Source organism: Burkholderia sp. PR2 (genome assembly GCF_052372875.1).
GTDB lineage: Bacteria > Pseudomonadota > Gammaproteobacteria > Burkholderiales > Burkholderiaceae > Burkholderia > Burkholderia diffusa.
Genome location: NZ_JBQRWH010000002.1, coordinates 258,054 through 276,177, shown reverse-complemented (window position 1 = coordinate 276,177; position 18,124 = coordinate 258,054). Strand labels below are relative to the sequence as shown.

General features: G+C 69.9%; 17 protein-coding genes. 7 read left to right on the top strand and 10 right to left on the bottom strand.

Features of this window, described 5'->3' with window-relative positions; genetic code table 11:
* Nucleotides 1-16: 16 nt before the first annotated feature.
* From glgX to treY, 4 genes are read left to right on the top strand one after another with little or no spacing between them, the layout of a single operon-like run.
* Nucleotides 17-2,131, top strand: a complete 2,115-nt coding sequence (glgX, locus tag ACT2FV_RS12815) for a glycogen debranching protein GlgX (protein WP_124901587.1) — start codon at nt 17-19, stop codon at nt 2,129-2,131.
* Nucleotides 2,132-2,140: 9 nt separating this feature from the next.
* Nucleotides 2,141-4,012: a malto-oligosyltrehalose trehalohydrolase gene (treZ, locus tag ACT2FV_RS12810; RefSeq protein WP_444504026.1), complete on the top strand. Its 1,872-nt coding sequence runs from the start codon at nt 2,141-2,143 to the stop codon at nt 4,010-4,012.
* The gene (gene malQ / locus ACT2FV_RS12805; RefSeq protein ID WP_444504025.1) at nt 4,009-6,315 is read left to right on the top strand and encodes a 4-alpha-glucanotransferase; all 2,307 of its coding nucleotides are present in this window, start codon (nt 4,009-4,011) and stop codon (nt 6,313-6,315) included. Before treZ ends, malQ begins: the two co-directional genes overlap by 4 nt.
* The gene (gene treY / locus ACT2FV_RS12800; protein ID WP_444504024.1) at nt 6,312-9,077 is read left to right on the top strand and encodes a malto-oligosyltrehalose synthase; all 2,766 of its coding nucleotides are present in this window, start codon (nt 6,312-6,314) and stop codon (nt 9,075-9,077) included. The genes malQ and treY overlap by 4 nt, the downstream gene beginning before the upstream one ends.
* An 83-nt stretch (nt 9,078-9,160) precedes the next feature.
* On the opposite strand, the gene arsH is transcribed toward treY, so the two are convergent.
* From arsH to ACT2FV_RS12775, 5 genes are all read right to left on the bottom strand, one after another.
* Nucleotides 9,161-9,883 carry an arsenical resistance protein ArsH gene (arsH, locus tag ACT2FV_RS12795; protein WP_444504023.1) on the bottom strand — a complete coding sequence of 241 codons (723 nt, stop codon included), beginning with the start codon at nt 9,881-9,883 and terminating at the stop codon, nt 9,161-9,163.
* 20 nt (nt 9,884-9,903) lie between these two features.
* Nucleotides 9,904-10,974 (bottom strand): ACR3 family arsenite efflux transporter, encoded by a 1,071-nt coding sequence (gene arsB / locus ACT2FV_RS12790; RefSeq protein WP_444504022.1) that lies wholly within the window; start codon nt 10,972-10,974, stop codon nt 9,904-9,906.
* A 67-nt stretch (nt 10,975-11,041) separates the two neighbouring features.
* Nucleotides 11,042-11,536, bottom strand: a complete 495-nt coding sequence (locus ACT2FV_RS12785; protein ID WP_059602423.1) for an arsenate reductase ArsC — start codon at nt 11,534-11,536, stop codon at nt 11,042-11,044.
* Between the two features lie 21 nt (nt 11,537-11,557).
* Nucleotides 11,558-11,893: an ArsR/SmtB family transcription factor gene (locus ACT2FV_RS12780; RefSeq protein ID WP_059602419.1), complete on the bottom strand. Its 336-nt coding sequence runs from the start codon at nt 11,891-11,893 to the stop codon at nt 11,558-11,560.
* 149 nt (nt 11,894-12,042) lie between these two features.
* Nucleotides 12,043-12,297, bottom strand: a complete 255-nt coding sequence (locus tag ACT2FV_RS12775; protein WP_444504021.1) for a hypothetical protein — start codon at nt 12,295-12,297, stop codon at nt 12,043-12,045.
* A gap of 118 nt (nt 12,298-12,415) precedes the next feature.
* Between ACT2FV_RS12775 and ACT2FV_RS12770 the strand changes: the two genes are divergently transcribed.
* Entirely contained in the window at nt 12,416-13,666 is a 1,251-nt protein-coding gene (locus ACT2FV_RS12770; protein WP_444504020.1) for a phosphatidylserine decarboxylase family protein, read from the top strand.
* A gap of 41 nt (nt 13,667-13,707) precedes the next feature.
* Here the strand turns inward: ACT2FV_RS12770 and ACT2FV_RS12765 are convergent, their stop codons facing one another.
* The 5 genes from ACT2FV_RS12765 to ACT2FV_RS12745 form a co-directional block, all read right to left on the bottom strand.
* Nucleotides 13,708-13,932, bottom strand: a complete 225-nt coding sequence (locus ACT2FV_RS12765) for a hypothetical protein (protein WP_059602877.1) — start codon at nt 13,930-13,932, stop codon at nt 13,708-13,710.
* 262 nt (nt 13,933-14,194) lie between these two features.
* On the bottom strand, nt 14,195-14,536 hold the full coding sequence (locus ACT2FV_RS12760) for a DUF1488 family protein (RefSeq protein ID WP_124625425.1): 342 nt from the start codon (nt 14,534-14,536) through the stop codon (nt 14,195-14,197).
* Between the two features lie 3 nt (nt 14,537-14,539).
* A complete protein-coding gene (locus ACT2FV_RS12755; RefSeq protein WP_059602409.1) occupies nt 14,540-15,088 on the bottom strand; it encodes a type 1 glutamine amidotransferase domain-containing protein in 549 nt (182 codons plus the stop codon).
* 302 nt (nt 15,089-15,390) lie between these two features.
* Nucleotides 15,391-15,756 (bottom strand): DUF3022 domain-containing protein, encoded by a 366-nt coding sequence (locus ACT2FV_RS12750; RefSeq protein ID WP_444504269.1) that lies wholly within the window; start codon nt 15,754-15,756, stop codon nt 15,391-15,393.
* Nucleotides 15,757-15,846: 90 nt separating this feature from the next.
* A complete protein-coding gene (locus ACT2FV_RS12745) occupies nt 15,847-16,263 on the bottom strand; it encodes a hypothetical protein (RefSeq protein WP_444504019.1) in 417 nt (138 codons plus the stop codon).
* A gap of 132 nt (nt 16,264-16,395) precedes the next feature.
* Here ACT2FV_RS12745 and ACT2FV_RS12740 point away from each other — a divergent pair, with 132 nt between their 5' ends.
* Together ACT2FV_RS12740 and ACT2FV_RS12735 are read left to right on the top strand one after the other, a co-directional pair.
* Entirely contained in the window at nt 16,396-16,752 is a 357-nt protein-coding gene (locus ACT2FV_RS12740; protein WP_059680902.1) for a DUF3175 domain-containing protein, read from the top strand.
* Between the two features lie 45 nt (nt 16,753-16,797).
* The gene (locus ACT2FV_RS12735) at nt 16,798-18,120 is read left to right on the top strand and encodes a cation:proton antiporter (protein WP_059602400.1); all 1,323 of its coding nucleotides are present in this window, start codon (nt 16,798-16,800) and stop codon (nt 18,118-18,120) included.
* Nucleotides 18,121-18,124: the final 4 nt, after the last annotated feature.

Genomic DNA, 18,124 nt, shown 5'->3' with positions numbered 1-18,124 from the left:
CACGGAGACCCGCCCCATGCCGACCGCCCTGCCATCCCGACTCGATCCCGGCCGCGCCTATCCGCTCGGTGCGACCTGGGACGGTCTCGGCACCAATTTCGCGGTGTTTTCCGCGCACGCGCAGCGCATCCAGCTGTGCGTGTTCGACCCGACCGGCCGCAAGGAACTCGCACGGCTCGACCTGCCCGAGTGCACCGACGAGGTGTGGCACGGGTACCTGCCGAACGCGCATCCGGGCACCGTGTACGGCTTTCGCGCGGACGGCCCGTATCAGCCGCAGCATGGTCACCGCTTCAATCCGACCAAGCTGCTGCTCGACCCGTACGCGCGCAAGCTGGTCGGTCATTTCCGCTGGTCCGACGCGCTGTTCGGCTATCGCGTGCATTCGAACCGCGCGGACCTGTCGATGGACCGCCGCGATTCGGCGCCCGCGATGCCGAAGGCCGTGGTCGTCGACGAGGCGTTCGACTGGCGCACCGACCAGCGCCCGAACGTGCCGTGGCGCAGCACAGTGATCTACGAGGCCCACGTGCGCGGCGCGTCGATGCGCCGCGCCGGGCTGCGCGCGCCGGAACGCGGCACCTTCGCGTCGCTCGCGCATCCCGCATTCGTCGATCACCTGCTGTCGATCGGCGTGACGACCGTCGAGCTGCTGCCCGTGCACGCGTTCCTGCAGCAGCGCGCGCTCGTGAATCGCGGACTGCGCAACTACTGGGGCTACGACACGGCCGCGTTCTTCGCGCCGGAGCCGTCGTATCTGTCGACGCGGCGGCTCGACGAAATGCGTATCGCGATCCGGCAACTGCACGCGGCCGGCATCGAGGTCGTGCTCGACGTCGTCTACAACCATACTTGCGAAGGCAACGAACTCGGCCCGACGCTGTCGTGGCGCGGCCTCGACAATGCCAGCTACTACCGGCTGCGGCCCGGCGACCCGCGTTACCACGTCGACGAGACCGGCTGCGGCAATACCTTGAACATGTCGCATCCGCGCGTCGTGCAGATGGTGATGGACTCGCTGCGCTACTGGGCCACCGCGTTCAATATCGACGGCTTCCGTTTCGATCTCGGCGTGACGCTCGGCCGCGAGGATCACGGCTTCGAGCCTGGCGCGGGGTTTTTCGACGCGTTGCGGCAGGACCCGGTGCTCGCGCAGCGCAAGCTCATCACCGAGCCGTGGGACCTCGGGCCCGGCGGCTATCAGCTCGGCCGCCACCCGCCCGGCTTCGCCGAATGGAACGACCGCTTTCGCGACACCGTGCGGCGCTTCTGGCGCGGCGACGCAGGGCAACGCCCCGAACTCGCCGCGCGCCTCGCGGGCTCGGCCGACCTGTTCAATCATCAACGGCGCCATACGTGGGCATCGGTGAACTTCGTCACCGCGCACGACGGCTTCACGCTCGCCGATCTCGTTTCGTATGCGCACAAGCACAACGAGGCAAACGGCGAAGACAGCCGAGACGGTCGCGACGACAACTGCAGCGCTAACTGGGGCGTCGAAGGCGCGACCGACGACGCGTCGATCTGCGACCTGCGCGCGCGCGTCGCGCGCTCGATGCTCGCGACGCTGTTCACCGCGCTCGGCACGCCGATGATCGTCGCCGGCGACGAATTCGGCCGCACGCAGCACGGCAACAACAACGCGTATTGCCAGGATAACGAACTGTCGTGGCTCGACTGGGACCTTGCACGCAGCGACGAAGGCGTGCAGATGACGCGTTTCGTGTCGCGGCTCGCCGCGCTGCGGCGCATGTACCCGGTGATGTCCGCGCCGCGCTATCCGTCGGGCGACCGCGACGGCGCGCCCGGCATGCACGAGATCGACTGGTTCGACGAGCGCGGCGGCGCGCTGAGCGTGCCCGCGTGGGAGGACGGCGAGCGTCGCGCGCTGACGATGCGACGCGTCGGCACGGGCCGCACCGGACGCACCGAGGCATTGCTCGTGATGCTGAACGCGTCGACGCACCCCATCACGTTCCGGCTGCCCGCGCCGGTGCTCGACTACCGCGTGCTGCTCGACACCGCGACGCCCGACGCCGGGCCGCGGTCATGGCCGGAGGCCGGCCTCGACGTCGCCGCGCACGCCGCCGTGATCGCCGTCGCTGCCGTGCCGCCCTCCCCGCCCGCGTAAGGAGCCGCCATGACGTCACGTACCGCCCATCCGCCCGTCTCACACGCGTTCGCCTCGTCGTTCGGCGCGACCTGCATCGACGCGGCGCACACGCGGTTCCGCCTGTGGGCACCCGCGAGCCGCACGGCCACCGTCGAACTGCACGGCGAGCAGCGCATCCCGATGCCGGCCGCGGGCGACGGCTGGTTCGAGGTCGTCGCGCCGTATGGCCCCGGCACGTTGTACCGCTACCTGCTCGACGACGGTCTCGCCGTGCCCGATCCGGCGTCGCGCTTCCAGCCCGATGGCGTGCATGGCCCGAGCCAGGTCGTCGATCCGGCCGCGTACCGCTGGCTCAACGATGCGTGGCGCGGCCGGCCGTGGCACGAGACGGTGCTGTATGAACTGCACGTCGGCGCGTGCGGCGGCTATGCGAACGTCGAGCGGCGCCTGCGGGATATCGCCGCGCTCGGCGTGACCGCGATCGAACTGATGCCCGTCAACGCGTTCCCTGGCGCGCGCAATTGGGGGTACGACGGCGTGCTGCCGTTCGCGCCCGACGCGTCGTACGGACGCCCGGAGGAACTGAAGGCACTCGTCGACACCGCCCACGGGCTCGGGTTGCAGGTATTGCTCGACGTCGTGTACAACCACTTCGGCCCCGAAGGCAACCTGCTGCCGCGCTATGCACCAGCATTTTTCCGTGCGGACCGGCAGACCGCATGGGGGCCCGCGATCGACTTCTCGCGTGCGCAGACGAGCGCGTTCTTCATCGACAACGCGCTGTACTGGCTCGACGAATTCCGTTTCGACGGCCTGCGCATCGACGCCGCGCATGCGATCGACGACGACGCGTGGCTGCGCGCGCTCGCGCGCCGCGTGCGCGCGTACGCGGGCGACGCGCGTCACGTGCATCTGGTGCTCGAGAACGAACGCAATGCGGCGAGTCTGCTCGGGCCCGGCGGCTTCGACGCGCAGTGGAACGACGACTTCCACAACAGCGCGCACGTGCTGCTGACCGGCGAGCGGGAAGGCTACTACCGCGCGTACGCCGATGCGCCGCTGCGCCATCTCGCGCGCACGCTCGGCGAAGGGTTCGCGTACCAGGGCGAGCCGTCGCCGCTGCACGGCGGCGCGCCGCGCGGTGAGCCGAGCGCCCACCTGCCGCCGACCGCGTTCGTCACGTTCCTGCAGAACCACGACCAGATCGGCAACCGCGCGTTCGGCGAACGCCTGCGCGCGCTCGCGAACGACGACGCCGTGCGCGCGGCCACCGCCCTGATGCTGCTCGCGCCGCAGATTCCGCTGCTGTTCATGGGCGAGGAAGACGGCAGCACGCAGCCGTTCCAGTTCTTCACCGACTATCGCGGCGAACTCGCCGACGCCGTGCGCGAAGGCCGGCGCCGCGAGTTCGCCGCGTTTCCCGCGTTCGCCGATCCCGCGCATCGCGACGCGATTCCCGATCCGAACGACGTCGGCACCTTCTTGCGCTCGTCGCCCGGCCATGCGGGTGAGGACGCTTGGCCCGACGCCGACGCGTGGCGGCGCTTCTATCGCAGCGCGCTGACCGTGCGCGCGGCGCTCGTGACGCCGTACCTGCCGGGCGCCCGCGCGCTCGGCGTCGAGCTGCTGGCCCGCAACGGCGACGGCGCCGAGGTGGCGCTCGTCGCACGCTGGCGGCTCGGCGACGGCAGCACGCTGACGATCGCGTTCAATCCCGGCTCGCACGACGCGGTGCTGTCGGCGCTGCCGGTCGGCAAGATCGTGTTCGAAACGCCGCCGCGCGCGCGCGACCGGCTGGCCGACGAGCGGCTGCCCGCACGCACCTGCATCGCGTGGCGCGACGGCGCGGTCAACCACGATGCGCTGAGCCACCGCTCGAACGGGCATACGCGGCCATGACGACCGACGTACCGATCGCCGAACTCGCGCGTGCGGCCGGGCTGGAGCCCGACTGGATCGATGCGGGCGGCGTCGCCCGGCGAGTCGACGACAACGCGCTCATGGCGCTCGTCGGTGCGCTCGGCTGGCCGTGCGGCACGCCGATCGAGCGGGTCGACAGCGCGGCCGCGCTCGCCGACGAGCACGACGCGACGCCGCGCGTCGTGACCGGCGACGCCGGCGTGCCGCTCACGCTGCCACGCGGTGTCGCACCGCCCGGCGCACGCTTCCGGATTTCACTCGAAACGGGCGGACACATCGACGGGCGCGTGAACGGCGCGGGCGAATACGGCACGCTGCCGCCGCTCGCGCTGCCCGGCTATCACGCACTCGACATCGGCGAGCAGCGGATCGGGCTTGCGATCGCGCCGCCGCGTACACGGCCGTTCGATGCCTGCGACGACGCGCCGGACGCGCAGCACCGCTGGGGCATCGCGGCTCAGATTTACAGCCTGCGCCGCACCGGCGACGACGGCGCGGGCGACTACACCGCGCTCGCCGGCCTCGCCACGCGTGCGGCGCGGCACGGCGCGCACGCGGTCGCAATCAGTCCGACGCATGCCGGGTACCCGGCGCTGCCCGAACACGACAGCCCGTATTCACCGTCGTCGCGGCGCTGGCACAACGTCGCGTATCTCGACTGCGATGCGGTGCCGGGGGCCGATATCGTGCGGCGAATGAGCGGCGCGGCGCCGGGCATGCCGAACGCAGCCGACACGCCGCTGATCGACTGGCCGCACGTGCTGCCGCTGAAGCTGCGCCGGTTGCGCGCGTGTTTCGATGCGTGGCGCGCGAACGGCGAGCCGTCGCGCGACGCGTTCGAGCGGTTCCGCGCGTCGGGCGGCACGGCACTCGACGCGCACGCGCGCTTCGACGCGCTGCAGGCGTTCTGCATCGAACACGGGATCGGCGCGGACTGGCGGCAATGGCCCGCGCAGTGGCTGACGCCGGCGTCAGCCGAGGTCGACGCCTTCGCCCATGCGCATGCCGAGACGATCGCGTTCCATACGTTCCTGCAATGGTGCGCGTCGGACGCGCTCGGCAACGCACAGCGTGCCGCGCGCGATACGGGAATGACGATCGGGCTGATCGCCGATCTCGCGGTGGGCTCCGATCGCGCGGGCAGCGATGCGTGGGCGCACGGCACGACACTGCTGCGCGGCGTGTCGGTCGGCGCGCCGCCCGACCTGTTCAATGCAGACGGCCAGGCATGGGGCGTGACGACGTGGACGCCCGCCGCGCTGCGCGCGAACGGCTTCGCGCCGTTCGTCGAGCTGCTGCGCGCGGCCTTCGCGCATGCGGGCGGGATCCGCATCGATCACGTGCTCGGCTTCGCGCGGATGTGGATCGTGCCGGAGGGCCGGTCGCCGCGCGACGGCGCGTACCTGCGCTATCCGTTCGACGATCTCGTGCGGCTCGTCGCGCTGGAAGCGGCACGGCATCGCGCGGTCGCGATCGGCGAGGATCTCGGCACGGTGCCGGAAGGTTTTCGCGAGCGGCTCGGCGCGCAGGGTATCGCGGGGATGCGCGTGCTGTGGTTCGAACGTGAAGCCGGTCGCGCGTTTCGGCCGCCGTCGGCGTGGGATCGCGACGCGATCGCGATGACGTCGACGCATGATCTGCCGACTGTGGCCGGCTGGTGGCGTGGTGTCGATCTCGAATGGCGGCGGGTCGTGGCCGGGGCGGGCCCGGACGCGGATGCCGATACCGATGCGGCCACGCATGCGGCTGACCGGAGCGACCAGGTGCGGCGAGCCGCGAGTGCACGCAATGCCGGCGACGACATCGGTCGCGCCGCGGCCGCACACGGCTCGGGCCGGGACGAACGGAACAATCCGGTCATGCGTGACGATACGCCGGCCACGGATGACAGCCACGGCGCGCCCTCCGCGCAGAACACACCGTCGCCCGCCCCGGACCTCACGGCCGCCCGGGCCGAACGCGCCACCGACCGCGCGATGCTGTGGCGCGCGTTGCAGCACGCGGGCTGCGCACCGGCGAGCGATCCGGTCCCGCCCGCCGATATGCCGCCGGTCGGCGCCGTCCTCGCGTACGTCGCGCGCAGCCCGTCGCCGCTCGCGATCGTGCCGCTCGAGGATCTGCTCGCACTGGCCGAACAACCGAACCTGCCCGGCCTGCCATGCGGCCACCCGAACTGGCTGCGCCGGCTGCCGCGCACGGTCGACGCGCTGTTCGACGCTGACGTGCGCACACGCATCGCGGCGATCGAGCGCGCACGCCATGTACCGGAGGACGATGCATGACCCCGCGCGCGACCCTGAGATTGCAACTGCATGCGGGCTTCACGTTCGAGGACGCGGCCGCGCACGCAGACTATTTCGCGCGGCTCGGCGTGAGCCACCTGTACCTGTCGCCGATCACGACGGCCGAGCCCGGCTCGACGCACGGCTACGACACCGTCGACCATCGCGCGACCCGCGCCGAACTCGGCGGCGAAGCCGGTTTCCGCCGCCTCATCGACGCGCTGCGTGCGCGCGGCCTCGGCGTGATCGTCGATATCGTGCCGAACCACATGGGTGTCGGCGGCGCATCGAACGGCTGGTGGAACGACGTGCTCGAATGGGGACCGGCGAGCCCGTACGCACACTACTTCGACATCGACTGGCATCCGCCCGATACGGCGCTCGACGGCAAGGTGCTGCTGCCCTGCCTCGGCGCACCCTACGGCGACGCGCTCGCGGCCGGCGACATCATGCTCGGCGCCGATCCTTCAGCCGGATGCTTCTTCCTCGCCTGCCCGGGCAGGAGGTTGCCGGTCGCCGCCGCAACTTATGCGGAAATCCTGCGCATCGCCAATCGGGCGGACCTGAACGCACTCGCCGAACGTTTCGCTGGCGCGCCGGTACGTGGCAGCGCGCGCCTCGCGGATGCACACGCGGCGCTGCGCGACTACGCCGCCACCCATGGCCCGCATGCGTTCGACGCGATCCTGCGCGGCGCCGATCCGCGCCGCGCGCGCTCGCGCGCGTGCCTGCACCGGCTGCTCGAACGCCAGCATTACCGCCTCGCATGGTGGCGCACGGCCGCCGACGAACTGAACTGGCGGCGCTTCTTCGACATCGCGACGCTCGCAGCCGTGCGCGTCGAAGACGAAGCGGTGTTCGACGCGGTGCACGCACTGCCGTTGGAACTTCATGCCGCCGGCTTCATCGACGGCCTGCGCGTCGATCACGTCGACGGCCTCGCCGACCCGCGTGCGTACTGCCGGCGCCTGCATGCGCTGCTCGCCGCGCAGCGCGACGAGCCGCCGTATGTCGTCGTCGAGAAGATCCTTGCTGCAGGCGAGACGCTGCGCGAGGAATGGGGCGTCGACGGCACGACCGGTTACGACTTCATGAACGACGTCGCCGCGCTGCTGCACGACCCGGCTGGTGCCGCGCCGCTCGCCGCGCACTGGGCGGCCGTGTCGGGTTCGGCGCGCTCGTTCGCTCAGGAAGCGGTGGCCGGCAAGCGGCGCGTGCTGACACGGCAGCTTGCGGGCGAGCATGAACGCGTCGCGCGGGCGTTGCACCGCGTCGCCCGTGCCGCGCCCGCGACGCGCGACATCAGCCGGATTGCGATCCATCGGGTGCTGGGCGAGCTCGCCGTGCATCTGCCCGTGTACCGGCTCTACCCGACCCTCGGCGACGAGCCGACCGGTGCCGATCGTCGCGTGCTGGCGCACGCGTACGACGCGGCGTGCGCGGCGATCGATCCGTCCGACCGCTACGCGCTCGATCGCGTCGCCGGCTGGCTCGCGCTGCCCGGCACGCGCGTGCCGCGCGCGGATGCCGCGGCGCTGCACGCGGCGCGTGTCGCGTTCGCGCAGCTCACCGCGCCGCTCGCCGCGAAGGGTGTCGAGGACACGGCCAACTATCGCTACGGACGGCTGCTGTCGCGCAACGAGGTCGGCGCCGATGCCGGCGAGTTCAGCCTGTCGCGCGGCGCGTTCCATGCACGCAACCGGCGACGCGCGCGCACCGTTCCGCACACGCTCGTCGCGACGGCGACGCATGATCACAAGCGCGGCGAGGATGCGCGCGTGCGGCTTGCGGTGCTGAGCGAAGTGCCGGACCGGTGGCGCGCGGTGTCGCTCGAGTGGTCCGCGTTGAACCAGCCATGGCGCGGCGGCGCGCATCGCGATCTTGCATGGACGCCGGGGCCTTCCGCGGAGGCGATGCTGTACCAGACGCTGGTCGGCTGCTGGCCGCCGGGGCTCGCGCCCGACGATGCGGCCGGACTCGCGGCGCTCGCGGAGCGCGTGGTGCGGTGGCAGACGAAGGCGCTGCGCGAGGCGAAACAGCATACGGACTGGCTCGCGCCGAATGCGGACTACGAGCGCGCTTGCGAGGCGTTCGTCCGCGCGATCCTGACGCCGCACGGTACGCGCGATTTCGCGCATCGACTGCATGCGTTCGTCGCGCGGATCGCGCCGGCCGGCGTCGTCAACAGTCTCGCGCAGGCGGCGTTGCGGATGGCGTCGCCGGGCGTGCCCGATCTGTATCAAGGTACCGAGTCATGGGATCACTCGCTCGTCGATCCGGACAACCGGCGCGACGTGCCGTTTGCGAAGCTGGCGGCCGAGCGGGTCGACGAACCGGTCGCCGCGTACCTGCGCGACTGGCCCGATGCGCGGGTGAAGCGCGCGCTCGTCGAGCGGATGCTCGCGTTGCGCACGCGCTGGCCCACGACGTTCGCGGACGGCGCGTACGTGCCGCTGCGCGTTCGCGGAAAACTCGGGCGGCACGCGGTGGCGTTCGCGCGCTGCGACGAAGCGGCGACGGTCGTGGTCGCGGTGACGCGGCTCGCGTGCCGGCTGCTCGGCGACGCGCCGGCGCTGCCGCGCGTGGAACCCCGGGAATGGGGCGATACGGCCGTGGTCGTGCCGCAAGGCGCCGGCGAGCGGTGGATCGACTGGCTGAGCGACGGAAGCGAAGTCGCGGCGCCTGACGGCGTGATTCGGCTCGATCGCTGTCTGGGTGCGTTGCCGGTGGCGGTGCTCGTCGCGGCACGCGTTCGGAATTGAATCGGTCCGGATGGCTGTGGATCGTGCTCGCACACGCTGCCTGTCTCGATCGTGTCTCGCGAGACGACGCACTCGCCGCTCCTTCAGATCGCCCGCTGATTCACCCGCTTCGACAATTCCTCCGCGCTCTCCTTCCGCTCGCTGTACCGGTCGACCAGATACGAACCGATGTCGCGCGTCAGCAGCGTGAATTTCACCAGCTCCTCCATCACGTCGACGACGCGATCGAAATAGGCCGACCGCTTCATTCGCCCTGCTTCGTCGAATTCCATGAACGCCTTGGCCACCGACGACTGGTTCGGGATCGTCAGCATCCGCATCCAGCGCCCGAGCACGCGCATCTGGTTCACCGCGTTGAATGACTGCGAGCCGCCGCTGACCTGCATCACCGCGAGCGTCTTGCCCTGGGTCGGCCGCACGGCGCCGATCGACAGCGGAATCCAGTCGATCTGCGACTTCATGATGCCGGTCATCGCGCCGTGTCGTTCCGGCGAGCACCACACCATCCCTTCGGACCACTGCACCAGTTCGCGCAGCTCGACGACCTTCGGGTGACTCTCCGGCGCATCGTCGGGCAACGGCAGGCCGCTCGGATTGAACATGCGCACCTCGGCACCCATCGCCGTGAGCAGGCGCCCGGCCTCCTCGACGAGCAGGCGGCTGAACGAACGCTCGCGCAGCGAACCATACAGCAGCAGGAAACGCGGCGGATGCGTGGACGGCGAAGCCGGCCGCAAGCGGCTTATGTCCGGCACGCGAAAGAGTTCGGGGTCGAGTTGCGGCAGGTCGGTCAGTCGGTCGGTCATGGATGGATTCCGTGGTTGGCTCAAGCGCGCTCGTACCAGCCCTTCGACCGGTTCACGATGCGCACCACCAGCAGCATGACCGGCACCTCGATCAGCACGCCGACGACGGTCGCGAGCGCCGCGCCGGAGTGAAAACCGAACAGGCTGATCGCGGCCGCGACGGCGAGCTCGAAGAAATTGGATGCGCCGATCAGCGCGGACGGGCACGCGACATCGTGCTTCTCGCCCACCGCGCGGTTGAGCCAGTACGCGAGCGCCGCGTTGAAGAACACCTGGATCAGGATCGGCACCGCGAGCAGCGCGATCACCAGCGGCTGCTTCAGGATCGCTTCGCCCTGGAACGCGAACAGCAGCACGAGCGTCGCGAGCAGCGCGGCGATCGACCACGGGCCGATTTTCGCCATCGCGGCATCGAACGCCGCCTGGCCGCTCCGCAGCAGCCGCTTGCGCCAGAGCTGCGCGAGAATCACCGGAATCACGATGTAGAGCAGCACCGACGTGAGCAGTGTCGCCCACGGCACGGTAATCGCGGACATCCCCAGCAGCAGCCCGACCAGCGGCGCGAACGCGATCACCATGATGCTGTCGTTCAGCGCGACCTGCGACAGCGTGAACAGCGGATCGCCGCCCGTGAGCCGGCTCCACACGAACACCATCGCCGTGCACGGCGCTGCGGCCAGCAGGATCAGGCCGGCGACGTAGCTGTCGATCTGGTCCGCCGGCAGCATCGGCGCGAACAGCTGGCGGATGAACAGCCAGCCGAGGAACGCCATCGAGAACGGCTTGACGAGCCAGTTCACGGCGAGCGTGACGCCGATCCCCCTCACGTGCCGTCGCACTTCATGCAGCGCGCCGAAATCGACCTTCACGAGCATCGGGATAATCATCACCCAGATCAGCAACCCGACCGGCAGGTTCACTTGCGCATACTCGATGCGGCCGATGCGCTGGAACAGGCCGGGCAGCACCTGGCCGAGCGCGATGCCGGCGACGATGCACAGCGCGACCCAGACCGTCAGGTAGCGTTCGAAGAAATTGATCGCCGGCTTCGCGGCGGCGTTGCAAGGCGGGATGGTGTTGGACGTATTCATCGGACAGGATTCGATGCTGGAAAGACGCAAGCGGCACACGGGTTCGAGCGTGCCCCAGTGCGGACGCTCAGTTCCGCGAGATCGCGATCAACGCCGCCTGGAGCTCGGCGTCGCTCAACCGGTCGAGCGGCAACGCCAGCAGTTGCAGCATCCGGTAACCGATCGCCTCGCGCGTCAGCTCGAATGCGAGCCGCTTGCCTGCGTCGCCGCCCTCGGCATTCGACGGATCGGCGTAGCCCCAGTGCACTTTCACCGGGCTGCCGGGCCAGTACGGGCAAGCCTCGGCGGCCGCGCTGTCGCATACCGTGATGACGATGCGCATGCGCGGCGCGCCGTCGCCGACGAATTCGTCCCAGCTCTTGCTGCGGTATCCGGTGACGTCGATGCCGGCGCGCGTGAGCGCGTCGAGCGCGAACGGATTGAGCCGGCCGCTCGGCGCGCTGCCGGCGCTGTAGGCGCGCACGTCGCGGCCGAGTTTCGCGGCCCAGTGATTGAGCATGCCCTCCGCGAGCACGCTGCGGGCGGAGTTGTGGGTGCAGAGGATCAGGACGTTGGTGGTCATCGGCGGGATGTGGACGTGTGCCTACGTTTGGTCGGAACAGGAGGTCGAACAGGCGGAGACCGGCGCGCACGGATTGCCGCCGCAGCAGTTCTCGGTCAGGTAACCGATCAGCCCGTTCATCGTCGCGAAGTTCGCGCAATAGAACACGAAGCGGCCTTCCTGGCGGCTCGTGACGAGCTGCGCATGGGCCAGTTCCTTCAGATGAAACGACAGCGACGACGGCGGCACGTCGAGCAGCGTCGCGATTTGCCCCGCAGGCAGGCCCGACGGGCCGGCCTGCACGAGCGCGCGGAATACGGCGAGGCGCGACTCGTGCGCGAGGGCCGACAGGGCGGCGATGGTCTGGTTCGTTTCCATTGTTCGATATTACTCGAAATATGGAAACGAAGGAATCAGTGCTACTTGGCCCCGACTCTTTCCGCGGCGACGATTCGATTCAGCTTGCGCTCGTCGCTTGCTATCGCCCGGAGCGACTGGCGGGCCAGCAACAAGCGCTCAAGGTCCGATCACTCTTCCGGCGGCATCGCGCCGCTGTCATCTTCCCAATGCGGCTCGGCGGTCTTGTGACCGCCGCTCGTCGCCACCGGCCCGTTCCCGCCGCCGCGTTTGGCCTGCCGTGCAGCGTTACCGGCGTTACGTGACGTCGCCGCGCGCACGCGTGCCCGCGTGCGGGTCGGCGCCACGGTCCGCTGTTCATCGCCGCCGCGCTCGTCGGTCGATGGCGCATCGTTCGTCTTTCGCACATTCGAGGCTGCGTTCATGTGTCCACTCCTGAGTCATCGAAAGCATCCATCGCCCCGATGCAGCAATTTCGATGCCGCGCACCGGGCAAGCGCATTGCTGCCTGCGTTCGTATCGCAATGCTTGCCGGAGATGACCATGCCGACCGATCCCAGCACGTCGCCCGCTACGCGCCATCGCCTCGGCGAATGGATGACCGAAGAGGAATCGCACATGGCCGCGTACCGCGAAAAAATCGCGAACGACGCACGCGCGCATGCCGGCGAACAGCTGCGCACACCGGCCGTGCAGGAACTCGCGCGGCTGTTCGACGACGACGCCGTGCTGCGCATGAGCCTCACCCGCGCGATCGACGAGGCACGCGAAGCGGGCCGCACGCTCGGCTACGCATCGATCGACGAACTGATGATGGTGATCGATCACCTGATGACCTACACGCCGCCATTCAGCGAAACGAGCCTGATCGTATGCCCGCTGAACGCGTTCCTCGACTGGCCGATGTGCATGCCGTCGGGCCACGCGGTGTTTCGCGACGCGGCGGTCAACGCGCATCTGAAGCGGGTGCTGAACGTGTGGTGCGACTTCCTCGGCGGCCCGCATTCGCGCGCGCATCTCGACACGTCGCCGCCCGACGGCTGGTTCTGCGACGAGGCGCGCAAGCGCCTCGGCCTGTCGCAGTTCCAGTATCGCGAGGACCAGCCGCACTGGGGCTTCGACTCGTGGAACGACTTCTTCACGCGACGCTTTCGCGCGGGTGCGCGGCCGGTCGCGGCACCGGACGATGCGCACGTGATCGTCAGCGCATGCGAGGCTGCGCCGTATCAAACCGCATCGAACGTGAAGATCCGCGACAGGTTCTGGATCAAGGGCCAGCCTTATTCGCTGCGCGACATCTTCACGCCCGCGCGACTGCCGCTCGCCGAACGGTTCGCCGGCGGCGATCTGTACCAGGCGTATCTGAGCGCGTACAACTATCATCGCTGGCACGCACCGGTACGCGGCACTGTCACGCATGCGTACCGGGTCGACGGCACCTACTACTCGGTCGCCGAAGCGGAGGGCCCGGACGCGGCCGGGCTCAACGACTCGCAGGGTTACATGACGGCCGTCGCCGCACGCGCGATCGTCGCGATCGACTGCGACGATCCCGGGATCGGGACCGTCGCGGCCGTGTTCGTCGGAATGGGTGATGTCTCGTCCTGCATCGTCGAAGTCGTGCCGGGGCAGCGCGTCGAGAAGGGCGACGAGATCGGCTATTTCCAGTACGGCGGCTCGACCTGCTGCCTGCTGTTCGAGACCGGCGTGATCGACCGCTTCCAGTTCGCGCCGCCGTTCGACGGCGATACCCCGGTCGTGCAGGTCAACGCGCCGGTCGCGATCGCACGCTGAACCGCGCGCCGGCCCCGCGCGCGAGCATCATGCGTCGCGTGTCACGCGTCGTGATTGCCGGCGTCGCGGCCGTCGTCCCGCTGCACGCACCGGACGACCGTCAACCCGTCGGCCGTCAGCGCGGGGCGGCTCGTGCCGGACGCGTCCGGACGCATCACGATCAACTGTCGTTCCACCAGCGCGACGATGTCGTCGCGGTCGGTCTGGATCTGTTCCGGTGCGCGATGCACCAGGAACAGCGCGGCAAATTCATGGGCGGTCAGCATGCTTGTTTCCCCGTTGACGGCTTCGCACGATGCAGCGGCGGCATCGCGGCGACGCACGGCGCGAAACGTGCGCCGGTGACGGGAGAAGCATGCAGGGAGCGTGCCAGATCGCGGGACGCGGCTGCCCCGCTCGCGGCCGGCGCGGGGCGCGATGTGTCACCACGAACCGCGTGACGGCTGCTGCAAAGTTTTCAACGGCGTGTAAGCGAGCACACGCGCGGCCCGCGAGCCGGCCCGCGCCGGCGTCGCGCAGCCGCGCGGATCACGACTTCCTCGAACGGAACAGCCCCGCCCGCGCCGTTTTCCCCGCCGCCTGATCGCGCGCGCGGAAATAGCCGCTGTGCAGTTCCACGCCGCCCTCGCCGTCCGCGAGCACTTCCTCGCACGCGGCCTCGATGCGCGCACGGCCGCGCTCGAACGCGTCGCGCAGGTCGGCCTCGAGCGCGGAGCGCGCGCCGAAATGATCCTCGAGCGCTTCGACCGTGATCGCGCATGTGAGCGGCTTCCCATCGACCTCGACCACGAAGCGCATCTGCAGCGCCGCGCCGTCGAACTCGGGCAGCCCGTCAGTCAGCGTCACGTGATGGATGGAACCGGCGGGCATCGCTCAGGCCCCCCGCGACGCCAGACACTGCACCAGCGCGCCGTTGAATGCGGGCAGGTCGTCGGGCTTGCGGCTCGTGATCAGGTTGCCGTCGCGCACGACCTCCTGGTCGACCCACTTGCCGCCCGCGTTGCGGATGTCGTCCTGCAGGCTCGGCCAGCTCGTCATCGTGCGGCCGTCCACCAGCCCCGACGACACGAGCAGCCAGCCGCCGTGACAGATCGCGGCGATCGGCTTGCCCGCACCGACTGCCGCCGTCACGAATTCGCGCGCCGCCGTCACCATCCGGATCGCATCGCCGTTGACGACACCGCCCGGTAGCACGACCGCGTCGTAGTCGCCTTCGCGCGCATCGTCGAACGTATGGTCGACCTTCACGCGATCGCCCTTGTCGACGTGCCTGAACCCCTGGATCTCGCCGGGCTTCTGCGAAATCACGTCGACCTGCGCGCCTTCGGCCCTGAGCGCGCGCTGCGGCTCGACGAGCTCGGCTTCCTCGAAGCCGTCGACCGCGAGTATCGCCACCTTGCAATGGTCCAGCTTGCCGATCATGGAGCGCCCTCCTGTTGATGTCGCGGCATCGGTCGTGCCGTACCTGTCGTGCAGCAATCTGCGTGCCTGCCGCGCGCACGGGGACGCCACCGCACGCACCATCGCGTCCATGGGGCGCGACCCGCAATCCCCGAATGGCCTCACGCGCATGAGCCGCCGCGTGACGCGTAAGGCCCGACGTCACGCCGCGCCGCGCGCGTCTGCAAAGATTTCAAAGGGATGTAACGCGACTGCCCGCGACTGCCGCCCGGCGCCGTCATGCAAGGTCGCGCCCGTGGCGGGTCGCTACCGGCTCGACACGCTCACTGCAGATGACGCGCTGCGTCAAGCATTGCGTCGGTCAGCTCGACTGTCAGCGTCAAATCCTCGGTGACGTCGGGCAGCGTGTCGAGCGTGGCCTGCACGGCATCGTGCAGCATCGCGTGCACGCGCATTCGGGCGTAGTCGTCGAGATCGACGTAGCGCTCCATCGTGTCGTAGTCGAGTGCGAGCACGACCGAGTGCCGCGCGGTATCGGGCGGCGCATCGGGCGCCAGGGCCCAGGCCGCATGAAACGTGATCCTGCCGGTCTCGATGTCGACATGCACCGTCGTATCGAGATCGTCCGTATCGACCTCGTCGGTGTCCAGTTCGGTCGGATCGAACGAGGTCCGCTGGTTCGAGTGCATCATGTCCTCCTGCGTGGTGGCGATGTGCCGCCCCGCGGCCGGCGCCCGCCATCGCGTCGCGCCGGTTACGCCGGCGCGACGCCGTGATCGTCAGTAGCCGCTGGAACCGGCGCCGCCCGTACCGCCCGCGCCGCCACCGCCCGCGCCCGTCGCGCCCGCCCCTGCGCTGCCACCGCCGTTGGCGCCGCCGGTGCTGCCGCTACCGCCGGTGCCGGCACCGCTCGGGCCGCCCGGCTTGGTGCGCACATGCGGGCGCGCGTGCGAACGCATGGCGCGTGACTCCTGCATGCGGGTCGCGGGCGGCGGCGCCGCCTTATTGCCATTCGACATGCTGCCGCCTGCGCTCTGTGCCGACGTGTCTGGCGGCGACAGGATCGGCGCCCCGGTGCCTTCGTCGGAACGCTGCGAATTCTGTGCCCACGCGGCCGGTGCGGCCGCGACGAGTGCGACGGACGCGCATGCAAGGATCCGGCGCGCAGCGAATTTCGATTCGAATACTGGCTTCATGGAACGGTCTCCCTCGATGGAACCGCTGTCGTGGAATTTCCTGCGTCCCTGGTTCAGCAAGGCACGTGCCGTCAGCGCTGCGCGGCATGCGGCTTGCTGCGCAGGACCATCGATCCCGTACGGAGCCCTGTCATGCCTTCAGCTTCCGCTTCCCGTCCGCACGGCAAACGCGTGACGCGCCGCCCCGGCCGCGCGCGCAGCAACGATCCGCATCATCGCAAGCGCTGGTCCGCCGACGTCATGAAAAAGAGCGATGCGCTGGACATCGAACCCGAGATCTTCAAGTCCGACGACCCGGGCGAGATCGCGGCGTCGCTCAAGCGCTCGGCCGAACACAGCCGCCGCCGCAAGGCGCCGCCGTTCCAGTCGGCGATGTCGATGCTCAACTTCTATGTGAACCGCGCGGGCCGCAACCTGCCGAAAACACGCCGCGCGACGCTCGAACGCGCGAAGCGGAAACTGCGCGAGGCGTTCGGCCGCAAGCCGTGACGCTCCCCCCCAACCGCTCCGTATCGACCTGCTCCGCCTGCACGCATGCATGAAACGCTGTGGTATCTGATCATCGGCGCGGTGCTGATGGCCATGGGTGTCGCGACGTCGGCGCTGCGTCACCTGCCATGCAGCAGCGCGATGATCTATCTCGCGCTCGGCGTCGCGCTCGGCCCGTCCGGCGCCGGACTCCTGCATCTCGACATCGAACGCGACGCGCCGCTGCTGCGCGAGATCGTCGAAGTCGCGCTGCTGGTGTCGCTCTTCGCGATCGGACTGCGGCTGCGCGTGCCGCTGTCCGACAAGTTGTGGCTCGTGCCCTGCCGGCTCGGCCTGCTTGCGATGATCGTCACCGTGCCGCTGCTCGCCGGCTGCGCGGTGGTGACGCTCGGGCTCGGCTGGGGCCCCGCGCTGCTGCTCGCGGCGATCCTCGCGCCGACCGACCCGGTGCTCGCGCACGACGTGCAGGTGCACGATCCCGGCGACCGCGACCTGGTGCGCTTCGCGCTGTCCGGCGAAGGCGGGCTGAACGACGGGATCGCGCTGCCGTTCGCGCTCGCGGGCCTCGCGCTGTGCGGTGCGTCCGACATGCCGCACGCGCGGCCAGCGCTGTCGGGTGCGTTCGCGCTGGCCGCGCTGTGGGGCATCGCAGGCGCGGCCGCGATCGGCGGCGTGCTCGGCGCGTCCACCACCAAGGCGATTGGCTGGCTGCGCACCCGCCATGCGCAGGCGCTCGGATTCGAAGGCTTCTTCGCGCTCGCGCTGATCGTGCTGTCGTTCGGCGTCGCGCAGCTTGCGAATACGTTCGGCTTCATCGCGACGTTCGCCGCGGGCGTCGCGATGCGCCGCGTCGAGCATCGCGCGAGCGGCGGCCGGCGACCGCGCGAAGTGATCGGCCGGATCGATTCGGAAGACGTGGTCGCGACCGAGAAGCATCCGGAGAAGGTGCACGCGTTCATGACCGAATCGGTGCTGGACTTCACGATCGAGCTCGAACGGATCGCCGAGGCGCTCATCATGACGATGGTCGGCAGCGTGCTCGCGACGCTATCGACGCCGCTCGTGACGTGGGGCGCAATCGGGCTCGCCCTCGTGCTGTTCGTGGCCGTGCGGCCGCTCGCCGTGTTGCTGACGCTGACCGGCTCGCGCGCGACCCACGCGCAACGGCGGTTGATGGCGTGGTTCGGGATACGCGGGATCGGCTCGTTCTATTACCTGCTGTTCGCGCTCGAACACGGGCCGTCGAGCGCGGTGCGCCCGCTCGCGGCGCCGGTGCTGGCCGTCGTGTCGGCGTCGGTGATCGTGCACGGTGTATCCGCGACGCCGCTGATGGCCTGGTATTACCGCCTGCAGCAGCGCCGGCGTTGACCGT